18 protein-coding genes are annotated in these 20,746 nt (G+C 66.4%); 8 read left to right on the top strand and 10 right to left on the bottom strand.

All coding sequences use genetic code 11. The features are described 5' to 3' along the window. Positions 1-134: 134 nt before the first annotated feature. A complete protein-coding gene (locus RSO01_RS13315) occupies positions 135-1,289 on the bottom strand; it encodes a mandelate racemase/muconate lactonizing enzyme family protein (protein ID WP_170303034.1) in 1,155 nt (384 codons plus the stop codon). A 101-nt stretch (positions 1,290-1,390) separates the two neighbouring features. Here RSO01_RS13315 and RSO01_RS13310 point away from each other — a divergent pair, with 101 nt between their 5' ends. From RSO01_RS13310 to RSO01_RS13300, 3 genes are all read left to right on the top strand, one after another. Next, positions 1,391-2,524 carry an acyl-CoA dehydrogenase family protein gene (locus RSO01_RS13310; protein WP_147149584.1) on the top strand — a complete coding sequence of 378 codons (1,134 nt, stop codon included), beginning with the start codon at positions 1,391-1,393 and terminating at the stop codon, positions 2,522-2,524. A 114-nt stretch (positions 2,525-2,638) separates the two neighbouring features. Further along, positions 2,639-3,148, top strand: a complete 510-nt coding sequence (locus RSO01_RS13305; RefSeq protein ID WP_147149583.1) for a DUF2867 domain-containing protein — start codon at positions 2,639-2,641, stop codon at positions 3,146-3,148. A 10-nt stretch (positions 3,149-3,158) separates the two neighbouring features. Beyond that, a complete protein-coding gene (locus RSO01_RS13300) occupies positions 3,159-4,430 on the top strand; it encodes an amidohydrolase family protein (RefSeq protein ID WP_147149582.1) in 1,272 nt (423 codons plus the stop codon). Here RSO01_RS13300 and RSO01_RS13295 read toward each other — a convergent pair. From RSO01_RS13295 to RSO01_RS13280, 4 genes are read right to left on the bottom strand one after another with little or no spacing between them, the layout of a single operon-like run. Beyond that, positions 4,414-5,205, bottom strand: a complete 792-nt coding sequence (locus RSO01_RS13295; protein ID WP_147149581.1) for a class I SAM-dependent methyltransferase — start codon at positions 5,203-5,205, stop codon at positions 4,414-4,416. The two genes, RSO01_RS13300 and RSO01_RS13295, sit on opposite strands and share 17 nt — an antisense overlap. Positions 5,206-5,208: 3 nt before the next feature. Next, positions 5,209-6,846, bottom strand: a complete 1,638-nt coding sequence (locus RSO01_RS13290; protein ID WP_147149580.1) for a hydantoinase B/oxoprolinase family protein — start codon at positions 6,844-6,846, stop codon at positions 5,209-5,211. After that, on the bottom strand, positions 6,846-8,918 hold the full coding sequence (locus RSO01_RS13285) for a hydantoinase/oxoprolinase family protein (protein ID WP_147149579.1): 2,073 nt from the start codon (positions 8,916-8,918) through the stop codon (positions 6,846-6,848). The genes RSO01_RS13290 and RSO01_RS13285 overlap by 1 nt, the downstream gene beginning before the upstream one ends. Continuing rightward, positions 8,915-9,901, bottom strand: a complete 987-nt coding sequence (locus RSO01_RS13280) for a Bug family tripartite tricarboxylate transporter substrate binding protein (protein ID WP_170303033.1) — start codon at positions 9,899-9,901, stop codon at positions 8,915-8,917. The genes RSO01_RS13285 and RSO01_RS13280 overlap by 4 nt, the downstream gene beginning before the upstream one ends. A gap of 81 nt (positions 9,902-9,982) precedes the next feature. On the opposite strand from RSO01_RS13280, the gene RSO01_RS13275 reads away from it, so the two are divergent. Next, the gene (locus RSO01_RS13275; protein ID WP_147149577.1) at positions 9,983-11,605 is read left to right on the top strand and encodes an AMP-binding protein; all 1,623 of its coding nucleotides are present in this window, start codon (positions 9,983-9,985) and stop codon (positions 11,603-11,605) included. Between the two features lie 31 nt (positions 11,606-11,636). Here the strand turns inward: RSO01_RS13275 and RSO01_RS13270 are convergent, their stop codons facing one another. Continuing rightward, positions 11,637-12,845, bottom strand: coding sequence for a cobalamin-independent methionine synthase II family protein (locus RSO01_RS13270; RefSeq protein WP_147149576.1), 1,209 nt, complete (start codon positions 12,843-12,845; stop codon positions 11,637-11,639). Between the two features lie 2 nt (positions 12,846-12,847). Then, a complete protein-coding gene (locus RSO01_RS13265) occupies positions 12,848-13,630 on the bottom strand; it encodes an enoyl-CoA hydratase/isomerase family protein (protein ID WP_147149575.1) in 783 nt (260 codons plus the stop codon). A 70-nt stretch (positions 13,631-13,700) separates the two neighbouring features. Between RSO01_RS13265 and RSO01_RS13260 the strand changes: the two genes are divergently transcribed. Both RSO01_RS13260 and RSO01_RS13255 read left to right on the top strand, forming a co-directional pair. Further along, on the top strand, positions 13,701-14,912 hold the full coding sequence (locus RSO01_RS13260; RefSeq protein WP_147149574.1) for an ABC transporter substrate-binding protein: 1,212 nt from the start codon (positions 13,701-13,703) through the stop codon (positions 14,910-14,912). A 26-nt stretch (positions 14,913-14,938) separates the two neighbouring features. Beyond that, positions 14,939-15,328 carry a RidA family protein gene (locus tag RSO01_RS13255; RefSeq protein ID WP_147149573.1) on the top strand — a complete coding sequence of 130 codons (390 nt, stop codon included), beginning with the start codon at positions 14,939-14,941 and terminating at the stop codon, positions 15,326-15,328. A gap of 61 nt (positions 15,329-15,389) precedes the next feature. Here the strand turns inward: RSO01_RS13255 and RSO01_RS13250 are convergent, their stop codons facing one another. The 3 genes from RSO01_RS13250 to RSO01_RS13240 are packed head-to-tail and all read right to left on the bottom strand — an operon-like array spanning position 15,390 to position 17,888. Then, the gene (locus RSO01_RS13250) at positions 15,390-16,163 is read right to left on the bottom strand and encodes a C13 family peptidase (RefSeq protein ID WP_170303032.1); all 774 of its coding nucleotides are present in this window, start codon (positions 16,161-16,163) and stop codon (positions 15,390-15,392) included. A 19-nt stretch (positions 16,164-16,182) separates the two neighbouring features. After that, entirely contained in the window at positions 16,183-16,845 is a 663-nt protein-coding gene (locus RSO01_RS13245; protein WP_170303031.1) for a TetR/AcrR family transcriptional regulator, read from the bottom strand. After that, positions 16,845-17,888, bottom strand: coding sequence for a phosphotransferase (locus RSO01_RS13240; RefSeq protein ID WP_246158386.1), 1,044 nt, complete (start codon positions 17,886-17,888; stop codon positions 16,845-16,847). Before RSO01_RS13240 ends, RSO01_RS13245 begins: the two co-directional genes overlap by 1 nt. Positions 17,889-18,378: 490 nt before the next feature. On the opposite strand from RSO01_RS13240, the gene RSO01_RS13235 reads away from it, so the two are divergent. Continuing rightward, positions 18,379-19,068, top strand: coding sequence for a tripartite tricarboxylate transporter TctB family protein (locus tag RSO01_RS13235; protein WP_170303030.1), 690 nt, complete (start codon positions 18,379-18,381; stop codon positions 19,066-19,068). Position 19,069: 1 nt separating this feature from the next. Further along, positions 19,070-20,575, top strand: a complete 1,506-nt coding sequence (locus tag RSO01_RS13230; protein ID WP_147149568.1) for a tripartite tricarboxylate transporter permease — start codon at positions 19,070-19,072, stop codon at positions 20,573-20,575. Positions 20,576-20,746 lie beyond the last annotated feature (171 nt).

Genomic DNA, 20,746 nt, shown 5'->3' with positions numbered 1-20,746 from the left:
CCATGACCCCTCCGGCCTCTGTTCATGGAGAAATGGGGGCCACCTCCCCAGCTTCGCTGGGGAGGAATGAACCGCGCAGCACGCGTGTCTGCTTCCCGCCGAAGTTGGCCTGAGACAAATCCTTGCCGCACCTGTCACCAATCCTGCACCGACCCATCGCGACCGATCGGCGGCTCGGTCACGACCTCGCGCAGCCTGAGCCGCGCCAGGGCGGTGTCGTTCAACTCGATGCCGAGGCCCGGCGCATCCGGTACCTCGAGATAACCATCCTTCAACACCAGTGGCTGCACGACCATGTCGCGCTTGGGCGGATCCGACTCGCCCGTGTATTCCTGCAGCGCGAAGTTCGGGATGCAGGCGTCGAGCTGCACGCAGGCCGCCGTCGAGATCGGCGACAGAGGATTGTGCGGGATCACCTTGACGTGGTGCGCCTCGGCCATCGCCGCCACCTTTTTGCTGCCGGTGAGCCCCATGCAGAGGCAGACATCGGGCCGGACGTAGGCGCAGCCGTTGTTCGCCAGAAGCTCCTGGAATTCGAAGATCGACGAGAAGCGCTCGCCCGTCGCCACCGGCAACCCGCTGCGCGCCTGCACATCGCCCATCATCGCCGGACTGTCGGGCAGCATCGGGTCTTCATAGAAGTACGGATGGAACTTCCTCAGGCGCTGCGCGAGCGCAATCGATTCGGCCGGGTTCATCTGGCGGTGCAGCTCGATGCAGATGTCGGCGTCGCCCTGGAGCGCCTCGTGCACCGCGCCGACGCGGCGCTCGGCCTCGCTCACCCATTCCTCGAAGGACTTGCGCAGATGATAGTCGGGCGCAAAAGGCGAGAAGCGGATCGCCGTGAAACCCTGGCGCTTCTTGGCGACGGCATCGGCCACCAGCTCATCGAGCGTGTCGCCCTTGGCGTGCATGTAGCAGCGCACGCGGTCGCGCGTCCTGCCGCCCATCAGCTCGTAGATCGGCACGCCGTAGCGCTTGGCCTTGATGTCCCAGAGCGCGATGTCGATCGCCGAAATGGCGCCGCCGACCAGCGCGCCCATGAAGTGCGAGTGCCGCTGCAGCGCCTGCGCGTGATGCTCGATCGTCGAGGGGTCACGCCCCACGAGATAGGACGTCATCTCGTCGATCATGGCGGCGGTTGGCCGTGGCCAGCCGTGTACGCCTGCCTCGCCGGTGCCGACCGTGCCGTCCTCGCAGTGGATGCGCAGCAGGCACCAGCGCTCGATCAGGAACGTCTCGAGCTTTTCGATCCTGGTTGGGGACAGGTTGCTGAGGCGCGCGGTCATGGGCCGACTATAGCAGCCCTGCGTTGCCATCGCTTGACCAGAGCGTCCGGCCCGTCGGTAATCAATCAAGCCGCGCGTTCGCGGAGCAGGAGACACACATTATGCCGACCGTCCATCCGCAGGTACAGAAAGCGCGAGATCTCACGCCCCTGATCGCCGCGGCCTCGGACGAAAACGACGAAATCCGGGAGCTCACCAAGCCCGTCGTCAAAGCCCTGATCGACGGCGGATTCTTCACCATGCTGAAGACCAAGTCCGTTGGCGGAATGGAGCTGAAACCCTCGATCTTTGCCCAAGTGACCGAAGCGCTTGCCACTGCGGATGGATCCACCGGGTGGGTGGTGTGTCAAAGCAACGGCTGCTCGACCACGAGCGCCTATCTCCATCCGAACATCGCCCAGGAGATTTTTGGCAGGCCGGACGGGATCGTCGCCTGGGGACCGCCCGGTTCACCCTACGAAGCCACGCCCGTGGAAGGCGGGTACCGCCTCACTGGAAAATGGCGCTTCATGAGCGGCAGTCAGAACGCCACCTGGCTTGGCGCGCATGTGCGGGTGGCGGGCACCAAGGAAACGAAGACGTTCCTGTATCCCAAATCGAGCGCCACCTTCCACGATATCTGGCACACGCTGGGACTTCGCGGCACGGCCAGCAACGAGTATTCCGTCGACAATCTGTTCATTCCGCACGAGCGCGCCATCTATCGCGACGATCGGCGCGACCGCCGGAGCGACAGCCCGCTTTACCGCTTCACCAGTACCCAGCTCTATTCGATCGGGTTCGGTGGCGTGGCCCTTGGCATTGCCCGTGGCACGATGGACGCGTTCCTGGGCCTGCCGCGGGAAAAGATTCGCGGCGGCGCGGGCAAGCCTATGGTGGAGAACAACGTCGTCCAGTCGGACGTGGCGCAGGCCGAGGCGAAGTGGCGGTCTGCGCGTTATTTCCTTCACGCTGCGGCGGACGAAGCGTTCGAGACGATCGAGGAACGCGGCGAGATGGACCTCGATCAACGGACCCGCCTGCGCCTCGCCTCCACCTGGGCCATTCAGTCGTCGCGGGAGATCGTCAATACGCTGTTTCACCATTGCGGCTCGTGGGCGGTATTCGAGGAGAATCCGTTCGAACGCCGTCTGCGCGACATCGACACGGTCGCGCAACAGGGCCAGGGGCGCATACTGCACTACGAGACGGTCGGTCAGGTCATGCTCGGCGTGGCGCCGGAGAACATTTTCTAGCTTTGGACAAGGGGACACCGACCTGCCCGTTTGCCTCGCCGCTTGATGGAGAGCCCCGCTCGTGCTTTGGTCTCCACCACCTCTTCGCTTCCATTCAGTCCGGGCGGAACATCCATGGCCCGCGTTGCTCGAGTCGATTTGCCGCAACGTTCGTTGCTCAAGCCGCTCTACGCCAAGGCGGGCTTCGCCGACGCATTCGCGATCGATCTGCCGAGCAATGCGACGGGCGACGCCGAGCGCCTCGCCGCCCATATGCTTATGGGCCAACCGCGGTGGGTCGGCTGGCTGGTGGCCCTGAGGGACACTTTGGTCGCGGGGTTTGGTCTCAAGACATCGTCCGAGCTGCGCAATGACGTTGCGACCGACAGGATCGATTTCTTCCGGGTCTACGATCGGCGTCGTCATGAGATCATTCTTGGCGAGGACGATCGCCATCTCGACTTCCGTTTGTCCGTCTTGGTTGAAGAGTCCGCTTTGTGCCGCCGCCTTGTCGCCACAACGGTCGTGACCTTCAATCATCTGGGAGGGCGGGCCTATATCGCGGGAATCGCGCCTTTCCATCGCCTGATCGTAAAGTCGTCTTTGCGTCGAGCCGAGCGATCGGGCTGGCCACCTGAGCTGTGAGGTCGCGCACATGAACTCAGTGCAATCTCACCCATCAGCAGCGCTGCTGGGCGTCGCGAACCAGCCCCCGCTCACCTGGGAGCTGCCGCAACCCAAGCGGCCGATCGCTCTCAAGGTCGCCACCCTGCTCGACGGCAAGGGCGGGACGCTGCGAGACACCGTGGTCGTCGTCTCCGGCGACAAGATCGAACGCATTGGCGGGCCGGTCCCACAAGGAGCCCAGGTCTACGATCTCGACGGCATGACCGTGGCGCCGGGATTGATCGACACCCACGTTCACGTGACCTACCACTTCAGCCACGATCGCTTCATCGACAACCGGCTCGTCGGACAGGACGAGCCCGTGCCCGACTCGGTCCTGTTCGGCGTGGAAAACGGCGTGCGCATCCTCGAGGCCGGCTTCACGACGGTGCAGAGCCTGGGACCGGGCACCGCGTGGGATCTCCCCTTGCGCGAGGCGTGGGCGCGCAACCTAGTGCCGGGGCCGCGACTGCTGACCTCGCTGCAATGGTTCCGCTACGATCAGCCCGGACAGACCGTGCAGCCGGAACCGGAGCTGCGGGCCATGGTGCGCGATCTCAAGGCGCGCGGCGCCGACGCCATCAAGATCTTCGCCTCGACGAGCGTGCGCGAAGGGTCGCGACCCACCCTCACGCAAGCCCAGCTCGACGTCATTTGCGGCGAATGCAACAGCCAGGGCCTGCGCAGCGTCGTTCACGCCTATACGTCTGCCGTGAAGATGGCGGTCCAGGCGGGGTGCACGGCGATCGAACACGGCACCGGCGGCATGACCGATGAGGCGCTGGCCCTGATGGCGGCCAAAGGCACCTTCTTCGATCCGACGGTCGGCGTGGTCACCGAGAACTACGTTGCCAACAAGGACAAGTACCTGGGTGTCGGCAACTACACGGCGGAGGCGTTCGCGATGATGGAAAAGCTGATCGCCAATCCGAAGCCGCCGGAGGAATTCATGCGATCCCTCAAGGTACCCGGCCTGAAGATCGTCTATGGCAGCGATGCCACCGCGGGTGCCCACGGCCACAATGCCGAAGGACTGCTGTACCGCATCAAGTTCGGCGGCCAGCATGCGATGCAGGCGCTCGTCTCGGCGACGTCGCTCGCAGCCGAATCGCTCAATCTCGGCAGCGAGATCGGCACGATTGCGCCGGGAATGACGGCGGACATCGTCGCGATGCGCGGCGACTACCTTGCCGACGCGACCGCGCTGCGCCGAATGGCGTTCGTGATGAAGGGCGGCAGGGTCTTCAAATACCAACCCTGATCCGCCATGCCACCAGGGCGGCGGTTTCCACGACTTCCTCGCGTACGTCGGCGAGCGCGGCGCGGATCTCCGCCACCATGGTCGACATGTTTTCGCCGAGGTGGGCGGGCGACGTGGAACCCATCGAGAGCGCCCGATGCACCAGCATCTCGACGTCGATCGAGCGGCGCTCGACAACGCCGAAGCGCTCCAGGCGAGCGAAGGCCGAGTCGAGCAGGATCGCCTCGTTGCGTATCCAGTTGGGATCGTGGTCGTGCGGCCCGGTGTCGGGCTCGTAGCGCTCGCGGATGCCGTTCCAGGTCTTGCGCCAGGCATTTGCCGGGATCGCCGGCGCGGTGTCGTAGAACAACGCCACCGCCCCTGCCGGCTCGATCATCCGGTCGAGGCGCTTCAGCGTGTCGACGCGGTCCATCCAGTGGAAGGAGCGGCCCATGACGGCAAGGCGGAAACTCCCCAGCGCCGGATCGAGGTCGTAGGAGCTGCCGGCGACGAAGTGGATGTTTGCCGCCTGCCCGGACAGCGCGCGGGCCTCGGCCAGCATCTCGGGAGAAGGATCGATCGCGATCACGTCGCGAACGAGCGGCGCGAAGCCTCGGGCGAGCGGGCCCGGGCCACAGCCGAGATCGAGCACACGGTGCTGCGAGCCAAGGCCGGTGACCTCGGCGACGCGGCGGATCAGCTCTGGCGCGTACGGCACCCGGCCTCGTTCGTAGTGCGCTGCAGCCGAGCCGTAGCGCTCCGGGGTGAACGGTGCCGATGTGGGCGCGCGCGTCATCGTCTAGCCGTAGGCGGTGCGGTCCGTCACATAGCCGCTGTCGACGTCAGCAGCGAGCGCCGCCGCATCGCGCTGGCGCGGATCGCCGTGGCCGCCGCCGCCCGGCGTGCCGAGCGAGATCGTGTCGCCCTTGTGCACGACGTACTGCTTCTTGGGATCGGTCTTGGCGCCGTTGATGCGCAGCTCACCCGGCGCGCCGTCCTTGCCGCCTTCGATGCCGAACGCGGGAAAGAGAGTCCGTTCGGCGAGGAACGACACGGCGATCGGCGTGTCGCTGCGGCTTTCGATCAGGATCTCCTGGCCGAGGCCACCGCGATGGCGGCCGGCGCCGCCCGAGTCGGGGCGCAGCTTCTTGTGATGGAAGCGCAAGGGCGCGATGTGCTCGCTGATCTCGATCGAGGTCGAGCTGACGTTGGACGGCCAGCTGAGGCAGGTCACGCCGTCGCCCCGCGTGTTGCCGCCCATGCCGCCGTTGTAGAAGAACATGTTGGCGTAGGGCTTGCCGCCTTCCCGCACCCCTGACTGGTTCATGCCCCACATCGGCGAACCGCAGGCCGCCATCACGCGCTCCGGGACGATCTGGCCCAGGCAGCCGAACACCAGCATCGGCACGTAGTGGCCGATCAGCATGCGCGAGCCGCCCGGCGCGGGGAACTGCGGGTTGACGATGCAGCCCTCGGGTGCCTTGAGCGTGATCGGCCGCCAGGCGCCCTCGTTGTTGGGCAGGTTGGGGCTGGTGCAGACCTTCACCCCGTACATCGCCATGGCATTGGTGTAGCAAAGCGCGCAGTTGATGGCGCGATCGACCTGGCGGTCGGTGCCGGCGAAATCCATCATGATCTCGTCGCCCTTGATGGTCAGCTCCATCCTGAGCGTGATCGGCGTCTCCATCAGCCCGTCGGTCTTGAGCTCGCTGCGGTAGGTGCCGTCGGGCAGCTCGCGGATCGCGGCGCGCATGGCCATCTCGCAGCGGCCCTGGATCTCGCGCGCGAGATCGGTGAGGTCGGCGAGGCCATAGCCTTCCATCAGGCTGCGCAGGCGGTCTTCCATCAGGTCGAGCGCCACGACCTGGGCCCACAGGTCGCCCATGGTCTGGTCGGGCGTGCGCACGTTCTTGCGGATGATGGTGACCAGCGTCTCGTCGGTCTTGCCGGCCGCGATCATCTTCATCGGCGGGATCTGCAGCCCCTCCTCGAATACCTCGCGCGGCTCGGGACTCCTGATCTTGCCGCCGATGTCAGGGGCATGCGCCGTCGTGGCGCTGAAGGCGACCAAGCGGCCATCCAGGAAGATCGGCTTGGCGAGCGTGATGTCGGGCAGATGGCCGGTGCCCAGCCAGATGTCGTTGGTGATCAGGACGTCGCCCGGCGCGAGCTGGTCGGGCGGGAAGAAGCGCAGGAAGTGTTTCACCGTCTCCGGCAGGGTGCCGATGAAGCTCGGGATGCTCTCCGACGCCTGCACCAGCGACTGCCCCGCGGCATCGGTGATGACGCAGGAGAAGTCATAGCTCTCACGCACCAAGGTGGAGAAGCTGGTGCGCACCATGGCGGCAGCCGCCTCGTCGACCATGGAGATCAACCGGCGCCACAGAAGTTCCAGCTCGATGGGATCGAACTCTCTGTTTTTCTTTGGCGTCGCCATCAGCCGACCTCCGCCAGGATGGAACCGTCGGCCAGCAGGCGCGCCTTGGCGCCGGGACCGACGATGAAGGTGCTTTCGTCTTCCTCGAACACGGCAGGGCCGTCGACCGTGACGCCGGGCTGCAGCGCGTAGCGATCCCACACCTGCGTCGGCAGCGTCTTGCCTTCATCGGGAAAGAACACAGGCCGCGTGCCCTTGAGCGCCTCGGCCGACGGATGACGCGGCAGTTCCAGCGCGCCGCCGCTGCCCGGCATCGGCGCGCTGGCCGAGAGCCGCAGGGCGACGAACTGGATGGCCGCACCCGGCGGCGTGCGGGCGAACAATGCCTTGTAGGCCGCCTCGAACGCCACCTTCACGCCGGCCTCGGTGAGCGGCTCGGGCAGCGCGACCGTGATCTCGCTGCCCTGCCCGATGTAGCGCATGTCGGCGAGGTGCCGCACGGCGCGCCGCTCGATGTCCGCGCCGGTGAGGCGCAAGACGTCGAGCGATTCCTTCTCCAGGCCGTCGAACGTCCGCTTCACCGCAGCGAAATCCGCGCTGGCCAGCGCCACGTTGAAGCTCGCCACGCGATCGACGCGCGCCGGCGCCATCAGCATGCCGATGGTGCTGCCCGCGCCCGCCCCTGGCGGACAGACGACGCGACTGACGCCGAGCTTGCGCGCAACGTGCCAGGCATGGACCGGCCCCGCGCCGCCGGTGGCGAGCAGCGCGTACTCGGCCGGGATGCGGCCGCGCTCGGCGATGGCGACGCGCGCCGCTCCCGCCATGTTCTCGTTGACGACGTCATGTACGCCGAAGGCGGCGCGGCCCGCTTCGACGCCGAGCGTGCCCGACAGCCGCTTGAACGCGCCGTCGGTCGCCGCGCGATCGATCTTCATGGCGCCGCCCAGGAAGAAGTCGGCGTTGAGATAGCCCAGCGTGAGGTCGGCGTCGGTCACGGTCGCTTCGGTGCCGCCGCGGCCGTAGCAGGCCGGTCCCGGCTGCGCGCCGCTGCTCTCGGGCCCGACATTGAGCGTGCCGAGATCGGACTTGCGCGCGATCGAGCCGCCGCCCGCGCCGATCTCGATCAATTCGACGGTGGCGATCTGGATCGGCAGGCCCGAGCCGCGCAGGAAACGCTTCTCGCGTGCGGCTTCGAAGCCATAGGCGACCAGCGGCTCGCCGTCGTCGACCAGGGCGAGCTTGGCGGTCGTGCCGCCCATGTCGAAGGCCAGCACGCGCTCGAGCCCGGCATTGCGGCCGAACCAGGCGCCGGCCAGCGCGCCCGCCGCCGGGCCGCTTTCCAGCAGCTGCACCGGCGCGCGTTTGGCCTCGCTGACATGGGTCAGGCCTCCGTTGGACAGCATGAGGAAGAGGCCGCCGGGAATGCCCTCGCTGCGCAGCGCCTGCTCCAGGCGCTCGAGATAGACCTCGGCCAGCGGCCGCACATAGGCGTTGGTCACCGTCGTGCTTGCGCGCAGGTATTCGCGGATCTCGGGCGCGATGTCGGAGGAGAGCGAGATCGAGAGGTTCTGAAAACGCTCGGCGACCGCAGCGCCGATGGCGCGCTCGTGCGCGGGATTGGCGTAGGCGTGCAGGAAGCAGATGGCGAGGCTTTCGACGCCCTGCTTCACCAGATCGGCGACCTCGGCCAGTGCGGCATCGACGTCGAGCGGGATCTCGACAGTGCCGTCCTGCGCCAGGCGCTCCTTGGCCTCGCGCCGCCACGGCCGCGCGACCAGCGGCTTGGGCATCTCGATGAAGAGGTCGTAGAGCTCGTACTTGCGCTCGCGCCCGATCTCCAGCACGTCGCGGAAGCCCGCGGTCGTGAGCAGGCCGGTCTTGGCGCCCTTGCGCTCGATCAGGGCGTTGGTGAACAGCGTCGTCGCATGCACGACGCGGCCGACCTGCTCGGGCTTGGCGCCGGCCTTGGCCAGTACGCGTCGCGTACCTAGAAGGGCGCCGCGCGCCGGATCGTCGGGCGTGGTGCTCTCCTTCCAGATGACGGCGCGGCCGTCACGCGGATCGTGGATGACGAGGTCGGTGAAAGTGCCCCCGATGTCGATGCCGAGGGAAAGCGGTGCCGTACTCATTCCGCTTTGATATTGCCGTGCTTCACCACCTTCGCCCAGCGTTCACGATCCTGCTTTATATAGGCAGCGAACGCGTCCGGGCCCTGCCCCAGCGCGATCAGGCCTTGCTTGTCGAGTGTTTCCTTGTTCGCGGGATCTGCCATCGCAGCGAGAAACAGCTTGGCCAGCGAGTCCTTGATGTCGGCGGGCAAGCCCGCAGGCCCGACCAGGCCGAACCAGTTGTTGATGTCGAGGGCCGGGATGTCCTTGGTCAGCAATGGCAGTTCCGGCGCCAGCGCCGTCGGCCGGCTGGAAGCGAGCGCCAGCACGCGCACCTTGCCGCCGCGCGCCATGCCCATGATCTCCGACACGTTGGCGAAGAACAGATCGACGTTGCCGCCCGCCACGTCGGCGATCGCCGGCGCGCCGCCACGATACGGCACGTGAGTAAGCTTCAGGCCGCCCGCTTCCGCCGCGAAGAGCTCGGCGCCGAGCTGGTTGGTGGAACCGAGGCCAGTCGAGGCATAGGTGACCTTGCTTGGATTGGCCTTGGCGTAGGCGACGAGCTCGGGAATGGTCTTGAACGGCGCGTCCATGCGCACGATCAACGCCATCGGCACGCCGACCAGATTGCAGATCGGCGTCAGTTCCTTGTCGAGATCGAGCGGGATCTGCGAGCCCGGCACGACCGGCCCGACCGCGAGCTGGCCCATGATGCCGATGCCGACCGTGTAGCCGTCGGGCTTGGCCTCGCCGACCTGTTTCAGGGCGATGAAGCCGCCGGCGCCGGTCTTGTTGTCGACGATCACGGTGTAACCATGCTGGCGCGAAATGCTGTCAGCGGCGATCCGCGCTACGATGTCTGCGGTGCCGCCCGGCGCGTAGCCGACCAGGATCTTGATCGGCTGCTTGGGCACCCATTGCGCAAGAGCCGGCGCGGCGGCCAGCACCAGCGGAGCAGCAAGCAGAGTTCGACGCAGCATCACGACACCCCCATCCCTCATGCGAGCCTCCAGCAAGCACCGTGCCGGGTCAAGAACGCGGCGACTTGAGATGAAACAAGCTTCAGGTAGTCTCCGCGCGCCATGTCGCTTGCCCATCCTGCTGCCGACGTCTGGACATTGCTCGCCGATGTCGCCGATGAGACTCCCGACGCGCCCGCCTTCATCCACGGCGAGCGGCGGCTGAGCTTCGCCGAGCTGCTCGAGTGCTCGGCGCGAGCAGCGCAGGGCCTCTCCGATCTCGGCGTCGGGCCGGGCGATCGCGTGGCGCTGTGGCTGCCCAACATCCCGGCCTATCCCATCCTCTACTTCGCCTGCGCCCGGCTCGGCGCCATCGCCGTCGCGGTCAACACGCGCTATCGCGCCGTCGAGGTCGCCGACATCGTCGGCCGCTCGGGCGCCAAGGTGCTGGCCTGCGCGCCGGCCTTCCGCCGCATCGACTTCCTGTCGATCCTGGCCGGCATCGAGCACGAAGCGCTCGACCGGTTGGCCGCCATCGTCACGATCGGCGAGACGCCAGAACCGGTGCCGCCGGCGATCGAGCATCGGAGGCGCGTGCCCTTCGACCGCCTGTTGTCGCGCCCGCAGTTCGCCGGCAACCACGCCTCGGCCCGCGCACCCTGCAACATCTTCACGACCTCGGGCACGACCAGCTCGCCCAAGTTCGTGCTGCATCGCCAGGGCGCGATCGCGGGCCATGCCCAGCAGGTCGCGCGGAGCTTCGGCTTCACCGCGCCCGAAACGCTGTCGCTCGCCATCCTGCCGCTGTGCGGCGTGTTCGGCTTCAACCAGACGCTGGCGACTCTCGCCGCCGGCAAGCCGAGCGTGCTGGTCGAGTCCTACGAGATCGAGGAGATCGCGCGGCTGATCACCGAGCACAAGCCGACCACGATGTTCGGCAGCGATGACATGTATCAGCGGCTGATGGAGCTGATGCCGGGCCGCTGGCCGTTCCGCTCGATCAAGTGGGCAGGCTATGCCGCCTTCAACGCCTCGCTCGAGGATCTGCCCGAGCGCGCCCAGCCGCGCGGCCTGCGGCTCGTCGGCCTCTACGGCATGAGCGAGGTCCAGGCGCTCTACTCCCGGCAGCCGCTCAACCTGCCCGTGGCGAAGCGCAAGGCGGGCGGCGGCGTTCCGGTCTCGCCGCTCGCCCATGTGCGCGTGCGCGATCCGGAGACCGGCGAGCTCTTGAAGCCGGGCCAGCCGGGCATGCTGGAGATGGCCGGACCGTCGCTGATGGTCGGCTACTACGGCAACGAGCAGGCGACGGCGGCGGCGATGACACCGGATGGCTATGTCCGCACCGGCGACCTCGGCCAGCTCGACGGCCGCGGCGGCTTCACCTACTTGAGCCGCATGGGCGACGTGCTGCGGCTCTCCGGCTTCCTGGTCAATCCGCTCGAGATCGAGATGCACATCCAGAAGGTGCCGGGCATCACGGGATGCCAGACCGTCGCCGTGCCGCGGCCTGAGGGCGTACGCGCCGTGGCCTTCGTGATCCTGGAACCCGGCGCGGCGCTCGACGAGGCGGCGACCATCGCGCACTGCAAGCTCGGGCTCGCCAACTACAAGGTGCCGATGCGCATCTTCCCGATCGACGACTTCCCCAAGACGCCCTCGCCCAACGGCTTCAAGATCCAGCGTACCAAGCTGCGCGAGATGGCTGAGACTCTTCTTGGGAGCGCGGGCCTCCGGCCCGCTTCATAATTTCATAAGCGGGCCGGAGGCCCGCGCTCCCTTAGAAGAGCTGCTTGCTCGCGATCGCGGCACCCTGCGCCAAGGTCTCGAGCTTCGCCCAGGCGATGTCGCGATGGACGCGGCCGCCCAGGCCGCAGTCGGTGGAGGCGATGACGCGCTCGCAGCCGACCAGCTTGGTGAAGCGGCCGATGCGCTCGGCGACCAGCTCGGGATGCTCGACCACGTTGGTGGCGTGGCTCACGACGCCGGGCAGGATCAGCTTGTCGTCGGGCAGCTTGGCGTCCTTCCACACCGCCCATTCGTGCTCGTGACGCACGTTGCCGGCCTCGAAGGAGTAGGCGCCCGCATTGATCTTGAGCATGGGCTCGACGATCTCGCGCATGGGGATGTCGGTCGTGTGCGGGCCATGCCAGCTGCCCCAGCAGAGATGGAAGCGGATGCGATCCTGCGGCAGGCCGCGCAGTGCATGGTTCAGCGCTTCGATCTTGGGCATGGTGAACTTGCGATAGTCCTCGGCCGTCGGCTCCGGATTGATCTGGTCGAAATTCTCGGCGATGGCCGGATCGTCGATCTGCAGCACCAGGCCCGCCTCGATGATCGCCTTGTATTCCTCGCGCATGGCGTCGGCGCAGGCGAAGACGAACTCATCGTCGCTCTTGTAGTGCTCGTTGCCGATGCGCGCGCAGCTCGCCGGCCCAATCGAGGTCATGAAGCCTTCGCTGGCGCCGCTGGCGGCGAGCGCCGCCTTGAAGTTGGCGATGTCGGCCGCGATCTGCTTATGGCCGATGTAGCTCAACGGCCCGACGCAGAAAGGCCAGTCGTGCGCACGAGGCCCGGTCGACACGCCGGACTCAGGGTCGTTGTAGGCGGTGGCGAAGCGCTGGCGGTCGCGCCGGTCGGCGAAGCTCGACAGCACGGTGTTGCCCGGCGACGAACGGTGGGCCGGCATATCGTAGAGGCCAAGCCCCTTCACCTTGAGATTGGCCAGCCGCGAGAACGAGTAGCTCCACCAGGCGCGGTAGTTGATCTTGTGTCCCATCGACTTGCCGTACTCGCCATCGCCCGGGACGGTGATGCCGGCGGCCACTTGGCGGCGCACGACGTCGGCCACCGATTCCGTCAGCTTCTTCTGGAAGGCCGCTTCATCGACCGTGCCCGCTTCGCGCTTGGCGTTGGCCTCGATCAGGTCGTCGGGCCGCGGCAGGCTGCCGGCGTGGCTGGTCTGGATGCGATCGCTGCTGTTCTTCATGTCTAGCGTCCCTTGAACTTGGCCGGCTTACGCTTCTCGGCGAAGGCGCGCGCAGCTTCCTGGAAATCCTCGCTGAGATAAAGCCTCTCGGGAGCGCCCATGAACATGACCTCGCGGCTCAGCCGATCCATGTAGTGACGCCGCATGCGCACCGTCGAGCGCACGCTGAGCGGCGGATTTTTCAGCACCTGCTCCGCCAGGTCGCGCGCCACCTCGAGATACTTGCCCTTGGGCGCGACGCGATTGATCAGGTTGGCCTTGTGGGCCTCCTCGGCGGTGAAGAAGCGGCCGGTGAGCGCCGCTTCCATGGTGAAGGCGCCGCCACCGCGATAGTGCATCAGCGCCCAGTACTTGCCGGCGCCCAGGCCACGCGAGGTCTCGGTGATCTGGAACTGCGTGCCCTCCTCGGCCACGATCAGGTCGCACTCCAGCACGATGCCGACCGAGAGGCCCAGCACATAGCCGTGCGCGGCGGCGATCACCGGCTTCCAGTTCACTGCCTTGGTCAGAAGGTCGGCGGAGTGCGTGCCGCGACCCTGCGGCCCGCCGAGCTTCAGGAATTCCTCGCGGCTGCGCAGCTGGCGTTGCTGCACGTCGGCGCCGCTCGAGAAGGCGCGGCCGTTGCCGCACAGGATGGCGATCTGCGCCTCGTCGTCGGTGTCGAAGCGGTGCAGCGCGTCGCCCAGCACGCCGACCAGCTCGTCGGAGAAGGCGTTGAGCTTCTCGGGGCGATTCAGCGTCAGTGTGACGACCTGGCCGTCGCGTTCATAGTTTACGAGCGCCATCGTTTCCCCCTTTGCAGTCGATTATCTCGCGGCATGGTGCCATGCTCCGCGGCAAAATTGGGAGGAAACCATGCAAATCGTCCGCAGGGCGGCAACGGTGTTCTTTTCACTCGCGCTGCTGGCCACGCCCGCCCTGGCGCAGAAGAAGTACGATCCGGGCGCCAGCGACACCGAGATCAAGCTCGGCCAGACAATGCCCTACAGCGGACCCTTGTCGGGATTCATCACGTTGGCGAAGGCCGAAATCGCCTACTTCCAGATGATCAACGACCAGGGCGGCGTGAACGGGCGCAAGATCACCATGATCTCGCTCGACGACGGTTTCAGCCCGCCCAAGACGGTGGAGCAGACGCGCCGCCTGATCGAGCAGGACCATGTGCTGGCGATCTCGGGCTCGCTCGGCACTTCGACCAACGCGGCGGTGCAGAAGTACCTCAATGGCAAGAAGGTGCCGCAGCTCTTCCTGGCGAGCGGCGCCAGCCGCTGGAACGATCCGGAGAACTTCCCCTACACGATGACGCTGACGCCGATCTACCAGGCCGAGGCCCGTATCTACGCCACCTACATGCTGAAGGAGGTCAAGGATCCCAAGGTCGCCGTGCTCTATCAGAACGACGACTTCGGCAAGGATTTCCTGAAGGGCTTTCGCGACAGGCTGGGCGACAAGGCCAACGCGATCATCGTGCGCGAGGTGAGCTACGAGGTGACCGACGCCACGGTCGATTCGCAGATCATCGACCTCGCCTCGACCAAGGCCAATGTCTTCCTCAACATCACGACGCCCAAATTCGCCGTCCAGGCGATCCGCAAGGCGTACGAGCTCGGCTGGAAGCCGTTGCAGTTCATCGACAACCCCGCCGCCTCGATCGGCATCGTCATGCGGCCAGCCGGTATCGAAGCCTCCAAGGACATCGTCTCGGCGGCGTTCGTGAAGGATCCGACCGATCCCCAGTACAAGGACGATCCCGAGTTCCTGGAATGGGTGGGGTGGATGAAGAAGTATTATCCCGCCGGCAGCCTTGAGGACCCGCAGAACGTCGTGGGCTACATCCAGGCGCAGGCCATGGTGCAGGTCCTGAAGCAGTGCGGCGACAACCTCACGCGCGAGAACGTCATGCGCCAGGCCGCCAACCTGAAGGATTTCCATCCGGCGATGCTGCTCAAGGGCATCAACATGACGACCAGCCCGACCGACTATCAGCCGATGGAAGAGATGGCGCTGCAACGCTTCAACGGCGAGCGCTTCGAGGTGTTCGGCGAGCTTTTGAGCGCCCGACAGTAAGTGAAACGGAGAACGGAGTTACCGCAATGGCCAAGCGCAAGAGCATCAACTATCCCGGGTTCAAGCACGAGAACCCGATCCCCAATGCAAGCCGCATCGGTAACATCCTGATGTCGAGCATCATCAGCGGCCGCGATCCCGCGACCAGCCAGATGCCGCCCGAGCTCGATGCGCAGGTCACCAACATCTTCAAGCAGATCAAGCTCTGCGTCGAAGCGGCGGGCGGCACGGTCGACGACATCATCAAGGTGAACTTCTGGATGAAGGACCCGGCGACCGGCCGCAAGGCGCTGAACGGCGAATGGTCGACGATGTTCCCGGATCCGGAGTCGCGTCCGGCGCGGCACACGCTGGCCCTGCCGCAGAACGCCGCCAACCACGTGACGTGTGACTTCACTGCGGTGATTGGGGGTTAGCGGGAGCGCGGGCCTCCGGCCCGCATCATGATCATGAGCGGGCCGGAGGCCCGCGCTCCCATCAACGACCCGGGATCCTGAGGTCGGCCACGCCCGAGCCGATGAAGGTCTGCGGCAGCGACGGGCGCTGGATGCCCATGCGGCGCTCGAGGTTCTCGACGCAGGTCTTGGTCGTCGCCGCGAGCTGCTGCCAGGTCGATGCGCCGTCGAACTGCTGCAGCAGGCACTGGTCGAAATAGGTGTACTGATCGCCGGCGCCACAGCCGAAGCTCACCCGGTCGGCCGCGGCCGCCGACAAGACGATGCGGTTGGGCTGGCGCATGCCGGAGCTCAGGAACACACCGCTGTGGCAGGCCGACACAACGACGACCGTCGGGCGCGCGCCGCAGCCGGCATCGAGCGCATTGTCGAGCGTCGCCGGGCTCACCGTGCCGCGCGCCTGCTTCAGCACGAAGCCGCTTTCGTCGCCGTGGCTGGTGATGAAGGCGAGGCAGGCCTCGCCACCGGCCGTGCGCAAGGCGCTCGACACGTTCGCCGCCGTAGCGACCGGCAGCGACGGATTGGCGCCCGGATCGGAGGTGAGCGCGCGGATGTTCCGCACGCCGCGCGCCATCAGCTTGGCGCGCATCGCCTCTACGCCGTTGTCGAAAGCCGGGCTGTCGTTGTCGCCGGCGATCAGCACCACGCGCCAGCGATCGGCCGGCACCGCGCCGTCGGCGAGCATCGCCATCGGCTGAGACGTCCGCGCTGTCGGTGGTGCCGTGGCCGCCTGCTCAGGCGTGCAGGCGGCTGCGAGAAGAAGACCGACCAGAAGCGCTTTCAGGCGCACGGACATCTGACACCCGTCGAAAAGGTCACTGCGGCTTGGCGCCCACCGCACGCAGGGCCATGTCGGCATAGAGCTTGGCCATCTGCTCCTCGCTGAAGGCGCCGCCGGGACCGTACCACATCGAGACGTGCGTGCACTGATCGAGCATTGCCATGGCCATCGCCTTGAGGTCGCGCCGGCCGTCGATCTGCGGCGGGTCGAACACGCCCCGATCGACACCCTCGCGCAGGATGGTCACCAGAATGTCGCGAATGGCGCGCCTGCTGCGGCGGATGTCGGCAACGCGCTCGGCGCCCAGCCAGCTGATCTCGCGGTTGGCGACCAGCGCCTCGACCCTGAGCCGGCAATGGCGGACGACATAGACCCGCACGAAGGCAGCGAGCTTGGCGCGCGGATCGTCGCCCGCCCCCGCCACCGCCTGCTGGCAAATGCGCTCGAGCTCGCCCTGGGTCGAGGCGATGATGTCGTGCAGCAGCTCGTCCTTGGACTTGAAGTGGTTGTAGAGCGCGCCCTGGGTCAGGCCGCAGGCCTTCATGATGTCGCGCACCGTCACCACCGGATAGCCGCGCTCGGCGAACTGGGTGAAGGCGGCGGCGCGGATCGCCTCGACCGGCGGCCGCGGATCGCGCTCGGCAGCGACGGTGGCGGGCGGCTCGACGACGCGCACGGGCTTGCTGCGCTTGCTCATCATGCGCCTCCCGCCATGCCGTCGACGATCTGCCAGGCGAGGTCGGCGGCCGGCCGCACCAGCTTGCCCGACTCCGCCGCGCGGACGTTGGAGGCGGTCCCGTCGAGCGCGCGGGCGTAGACGCCCTGGCGGATGCACGACACGCGGAAGAGGTTGTAGGCCATATAGAATTCCCAGAGCGCCGGATCGGGCAGCGGACGCTTCGCCAGCTCGCAATAATAGGCCACCATGTCCCGCTCGGTGGGCAGGCCAAGGGCCGCAAGGTCATGCCCCTTGAGCCCGCCCCAGTCCTTGGGCGTGCGCCACAGCATGCAGAGATAGGAGAGCTCGGCCAGCGGATCGCCAAGCGTCGAGATCTCCCAGTCGATGATGCCCAGCACCCTGGGCTCGGTCGGATGGAAGATCATGTTGTCCAGGCGATAGTCGCCATGGACCAGCACGGTCTTGTCGTCAGCCGGCAGATGCGCCGGCAGCCAGTCGAGCAGCCGGTCCATCGACTCGATCTTCTCCGTCTCGGAGGCCTTGTATTGCTTGCCCCAGCGCGAGATCTGGCGCGCCACGTAGCTGCCCGGCCGGCCGAAGTCGGTCAGGCCCAGGGCGACGTAGTCGACGGCATGCAGCCGGGCCAGGGTCTCGAACTTGGCGCGATGGATGGCGAGCCGGCTTTCCTTGGGCAACTCCGGCAAAAGCGGATCCCACAGCACCCGGCCGTCGCAATATTCCATCACGTAGAAGGCGGTACCGACCACGCTGTCGTCCTCGCACAGGGCATAGGCCTTGGGCGTCGGCACGTCGGTCTTGTTGAGGGCGGAGATCACCCGGAACTCGCGGTCCACGGCATGGGCGGACGGCAGGAGCTTGCCAGGCGGTTTGCGCCGCAATACGTAGCGCCGGCCCGCACCGTCGGTCAGCCGGTAAGTCGGGTTGGACTGGCCGCCCTTGAATTGCTCGGCTTTCACGGGCGGCACGAAGCCCTCGACATGGGTCGCCATGAACCGGGCGAGCGACCGCTCGTCGAAACGGTGCTTCTCCTGCACCTCCATCGTGCCGACGTACTCTGCCCCTTTTCGCGCCAACCGAAGCCCCTGAACGATCATTTACTTTGGCCGGAGTTTGCTCGCCCCTCCCAGCGCATGCAACATCGACCATTGGCGGCCTTGTTGGCTGATCCGGGGGCGACCCATGCCCCCGGGTCACCAACCGAGCCGACGTCGTACCGGCTTCCCTGACGGCTGCGTCAGAACAATGATGCGCCACTGTTCGCGTTGTTCGACGTGATGATCGCACGACGCCTGATTTGCCTGCGCTCTTTGTCGCGCCCATCGCGGGCTGCCGCTCGTTGGGCACGCCGGCCACGCATTTGCGCCGCCTCTTTGCCTTGTAACACGCGGTCCCGGCGGTACGTCGATTGCGCTGCGTATGAAATGGCGCTTGGGCAACGCGGCGGAATTGTGTTTATTTAGCGCTTGTAACCGGCCTTGGGTTGGGCCCAACAACACGTCGTTTTTTTGGAAGAGTGCTGGGGAGGCATCGTTGACTCGATTCCTGAGCAAGGACCTACTGTCCGGGCTGATGTTCATCGCCTTCGGCATAGTGGCCCTGTACTTCGGCCAGAAGCTGGCGCTGGGAACACCGGTCCGCATGGGGCCGGGCTACGTGCCGCGCATGCTTTCCTTCATCCTGCTGAGCCTCGGCGGCATCATCGTGCTGGCGACGCTCTATCGCACCGCCGACCGGGCAGAGAAGGAACGCTACTGGATCCCGGTGGCCGGCCTTTCGGTCGCCGTCTTCGCCTTCTCGCTCATCCCCTGGGGCCAGAACTTCATCGCCAACAGCATCCTGGGACCCGCCAACCAGCAGGCCTTCAAGACCATGACCGTCCCGTTCATGGTTTCGGCCATCCTGGTGATCGACGTCGTCATCCTGATGATCCTGGTGTCGATCTTCGGCCGGCCGGGCGCGGATGCCGACGATCCGGTGGAGGCGCCGAAGTGGAAGCCGATCACCATGGTGACGATCGGCATCGTGCTGTTCGCCCTGCTGTTCGAGCGTGCCGGCCTCCTGCCGTCGCTGGTGGTGCTGGTCCTGATCGCCTCGCTGGGCGGCGAGGAATTCAAGCTCACTGAGGTCATCGGCAACATGGTGGTGCTGGCGATCCTCTGCACCGTGGTCTTCAAGGTCGGACTCGGAATGAACATCTACATCGTGCGCGGGATCTGGTGACATGGACCTTCTTGCCAATCTCGCACTCGGCCTGAGCGTCGCCGTCTCCTTCCAGAACCTGATGTATGCGCTGCTGGGCTGCATGCTCGGCACGCTGATCGGCGTGCTGCCCGGCATCGGCCCGGTGGCGACTATCGCCATGCTGCTGCCTATCACCTTCCATCTGCCGCCGACCGCCTCGCTGATCATGCTGGCCGGCATCTACTACGGCGCCTCCTACGGCGGCTCGACGACCTCGATCCTGGTCAACCTGCCGGGCGAATCGGCGTCGGTCGTGACCTGTCTCGACGGCTACCAGATGGCGCGCAAGGGCCGCGCCGGCGCGGCGCTGTCGATCTCGGCCGTGGGCTCGTTCTTCGCCGGCACCGTCGGTACGCTGATCATTGTGCTGTTTGCCGAACCTTTGACGCGCATGGCCCAGAAATTCGGGCCGGCCGACTACTGCTCGCTGATGGCGCTCGGCCTCGTGGCTGCCGTCGTGTTGGCCAGCGGCTCGGTCATCAAGGCGATCGCCATGGTGTTCCTCGGCCTGCTGTTCGGCCTGATCGGCACCGACGTCAACACCGGCGCCCAGCGCTTCACCTTCGACATTCCCGAGCTTTCGGACGGCATCGACTTCGCGCCCATCGCCATGGGCCTGTTCGGCATTGCCGAGATCGTGGTCAACCTTGAACGACACTTGGCGCGCAGCGGCGGCACGATCAAGGTGGGCTCGCTATGGCCGACGCGCGAGGAGATGCGACAGGCTTGGCCGGCCGTGCTGCGCGGTACGCTGCTCGGCTCGGCCCTCGGCGTGCTGCCGGGTGGCGGCCCGACCCTCGGTGCCTTCTCGTCCTACACGCTCGAGAAGAAGATCTCGCGCACGCCCGAGCGCTTCGGCAAAGGCGCGGTCGAAGGCGTGGCGGCGCCGGAATCGGCCAACAACGCCGCGGCGCAGACCTCGTTCATCCCCATGCTGACCCTGGGCATCCCGTCCAACGCGGTGATGGCGCTGATGGTCGGCGCCATGATCATCCAGGGCATCCAGCCCGGCCCCGAGGTCATGACCAAGAAGCCGGATCTCTTCTGGGGCATGATCGCCTCGATGTGGATCGGCAACCTGATGCTGGTCGTCATCAACCTGCCGATGATCGGCATGTGGGTGAAGCTGCTGACGGTGCCCTACCGCTTCCTCGCCCCGGCCATCCTGCTGTTCTGCTGCATTGGCGCCTACAGCCTGCAGAACAGTACGTTCCATGTGCTGATGGTCGCGATCTTTGGCGTGCTGGGCTACGTCTTCGTCCGGCTGGGCTGCGAGGGCGCACCGTTCCTGCTGGGCTTGGTGCTGGGTCCGCAGATGGAGGAGTACTTCCGGCGCGCCATGCTGCTATCGCGTGGCGATCCGATGGTGTTCATCGAGCGGCCGATCAGCCTCGGCCTCTTGATCACCACTGCGCTCCTGCTCATCCTGATGGCCCTGCCCAGTATCAAGAAGGCACGCCAGGAGGCCTTCCAGGAAGAGGGCTGACGGTCTTCCGTCATCCCGAGCGAAGCCGCCCGGCGGGCGGCGTAGTCAAGGGACCTTTTCGGTTGTTGCCGCAACAAGAATAGGTCCCTCCACTACGCCTCGCGTAGCCTGTCCCGAGCGAAGTCGAGGGGCTCGGCTCCGGTCGGGATGACGGTATTTTCAAAGGAGTGT

Source organism: Reyranella soli, from assembly GCF_007992495.1.
Taxonomy (GTDB): Bacteria; Pseudomonadota; Alphaproteobacteria; order Reyranellales; family Reyranellaceae; genus Reyranella; species Reyranella soli.
Note: the sequence above shows the minus strand (reverse complement) of the source record. Positions and strands in the feature narration are given on the sequence as shown.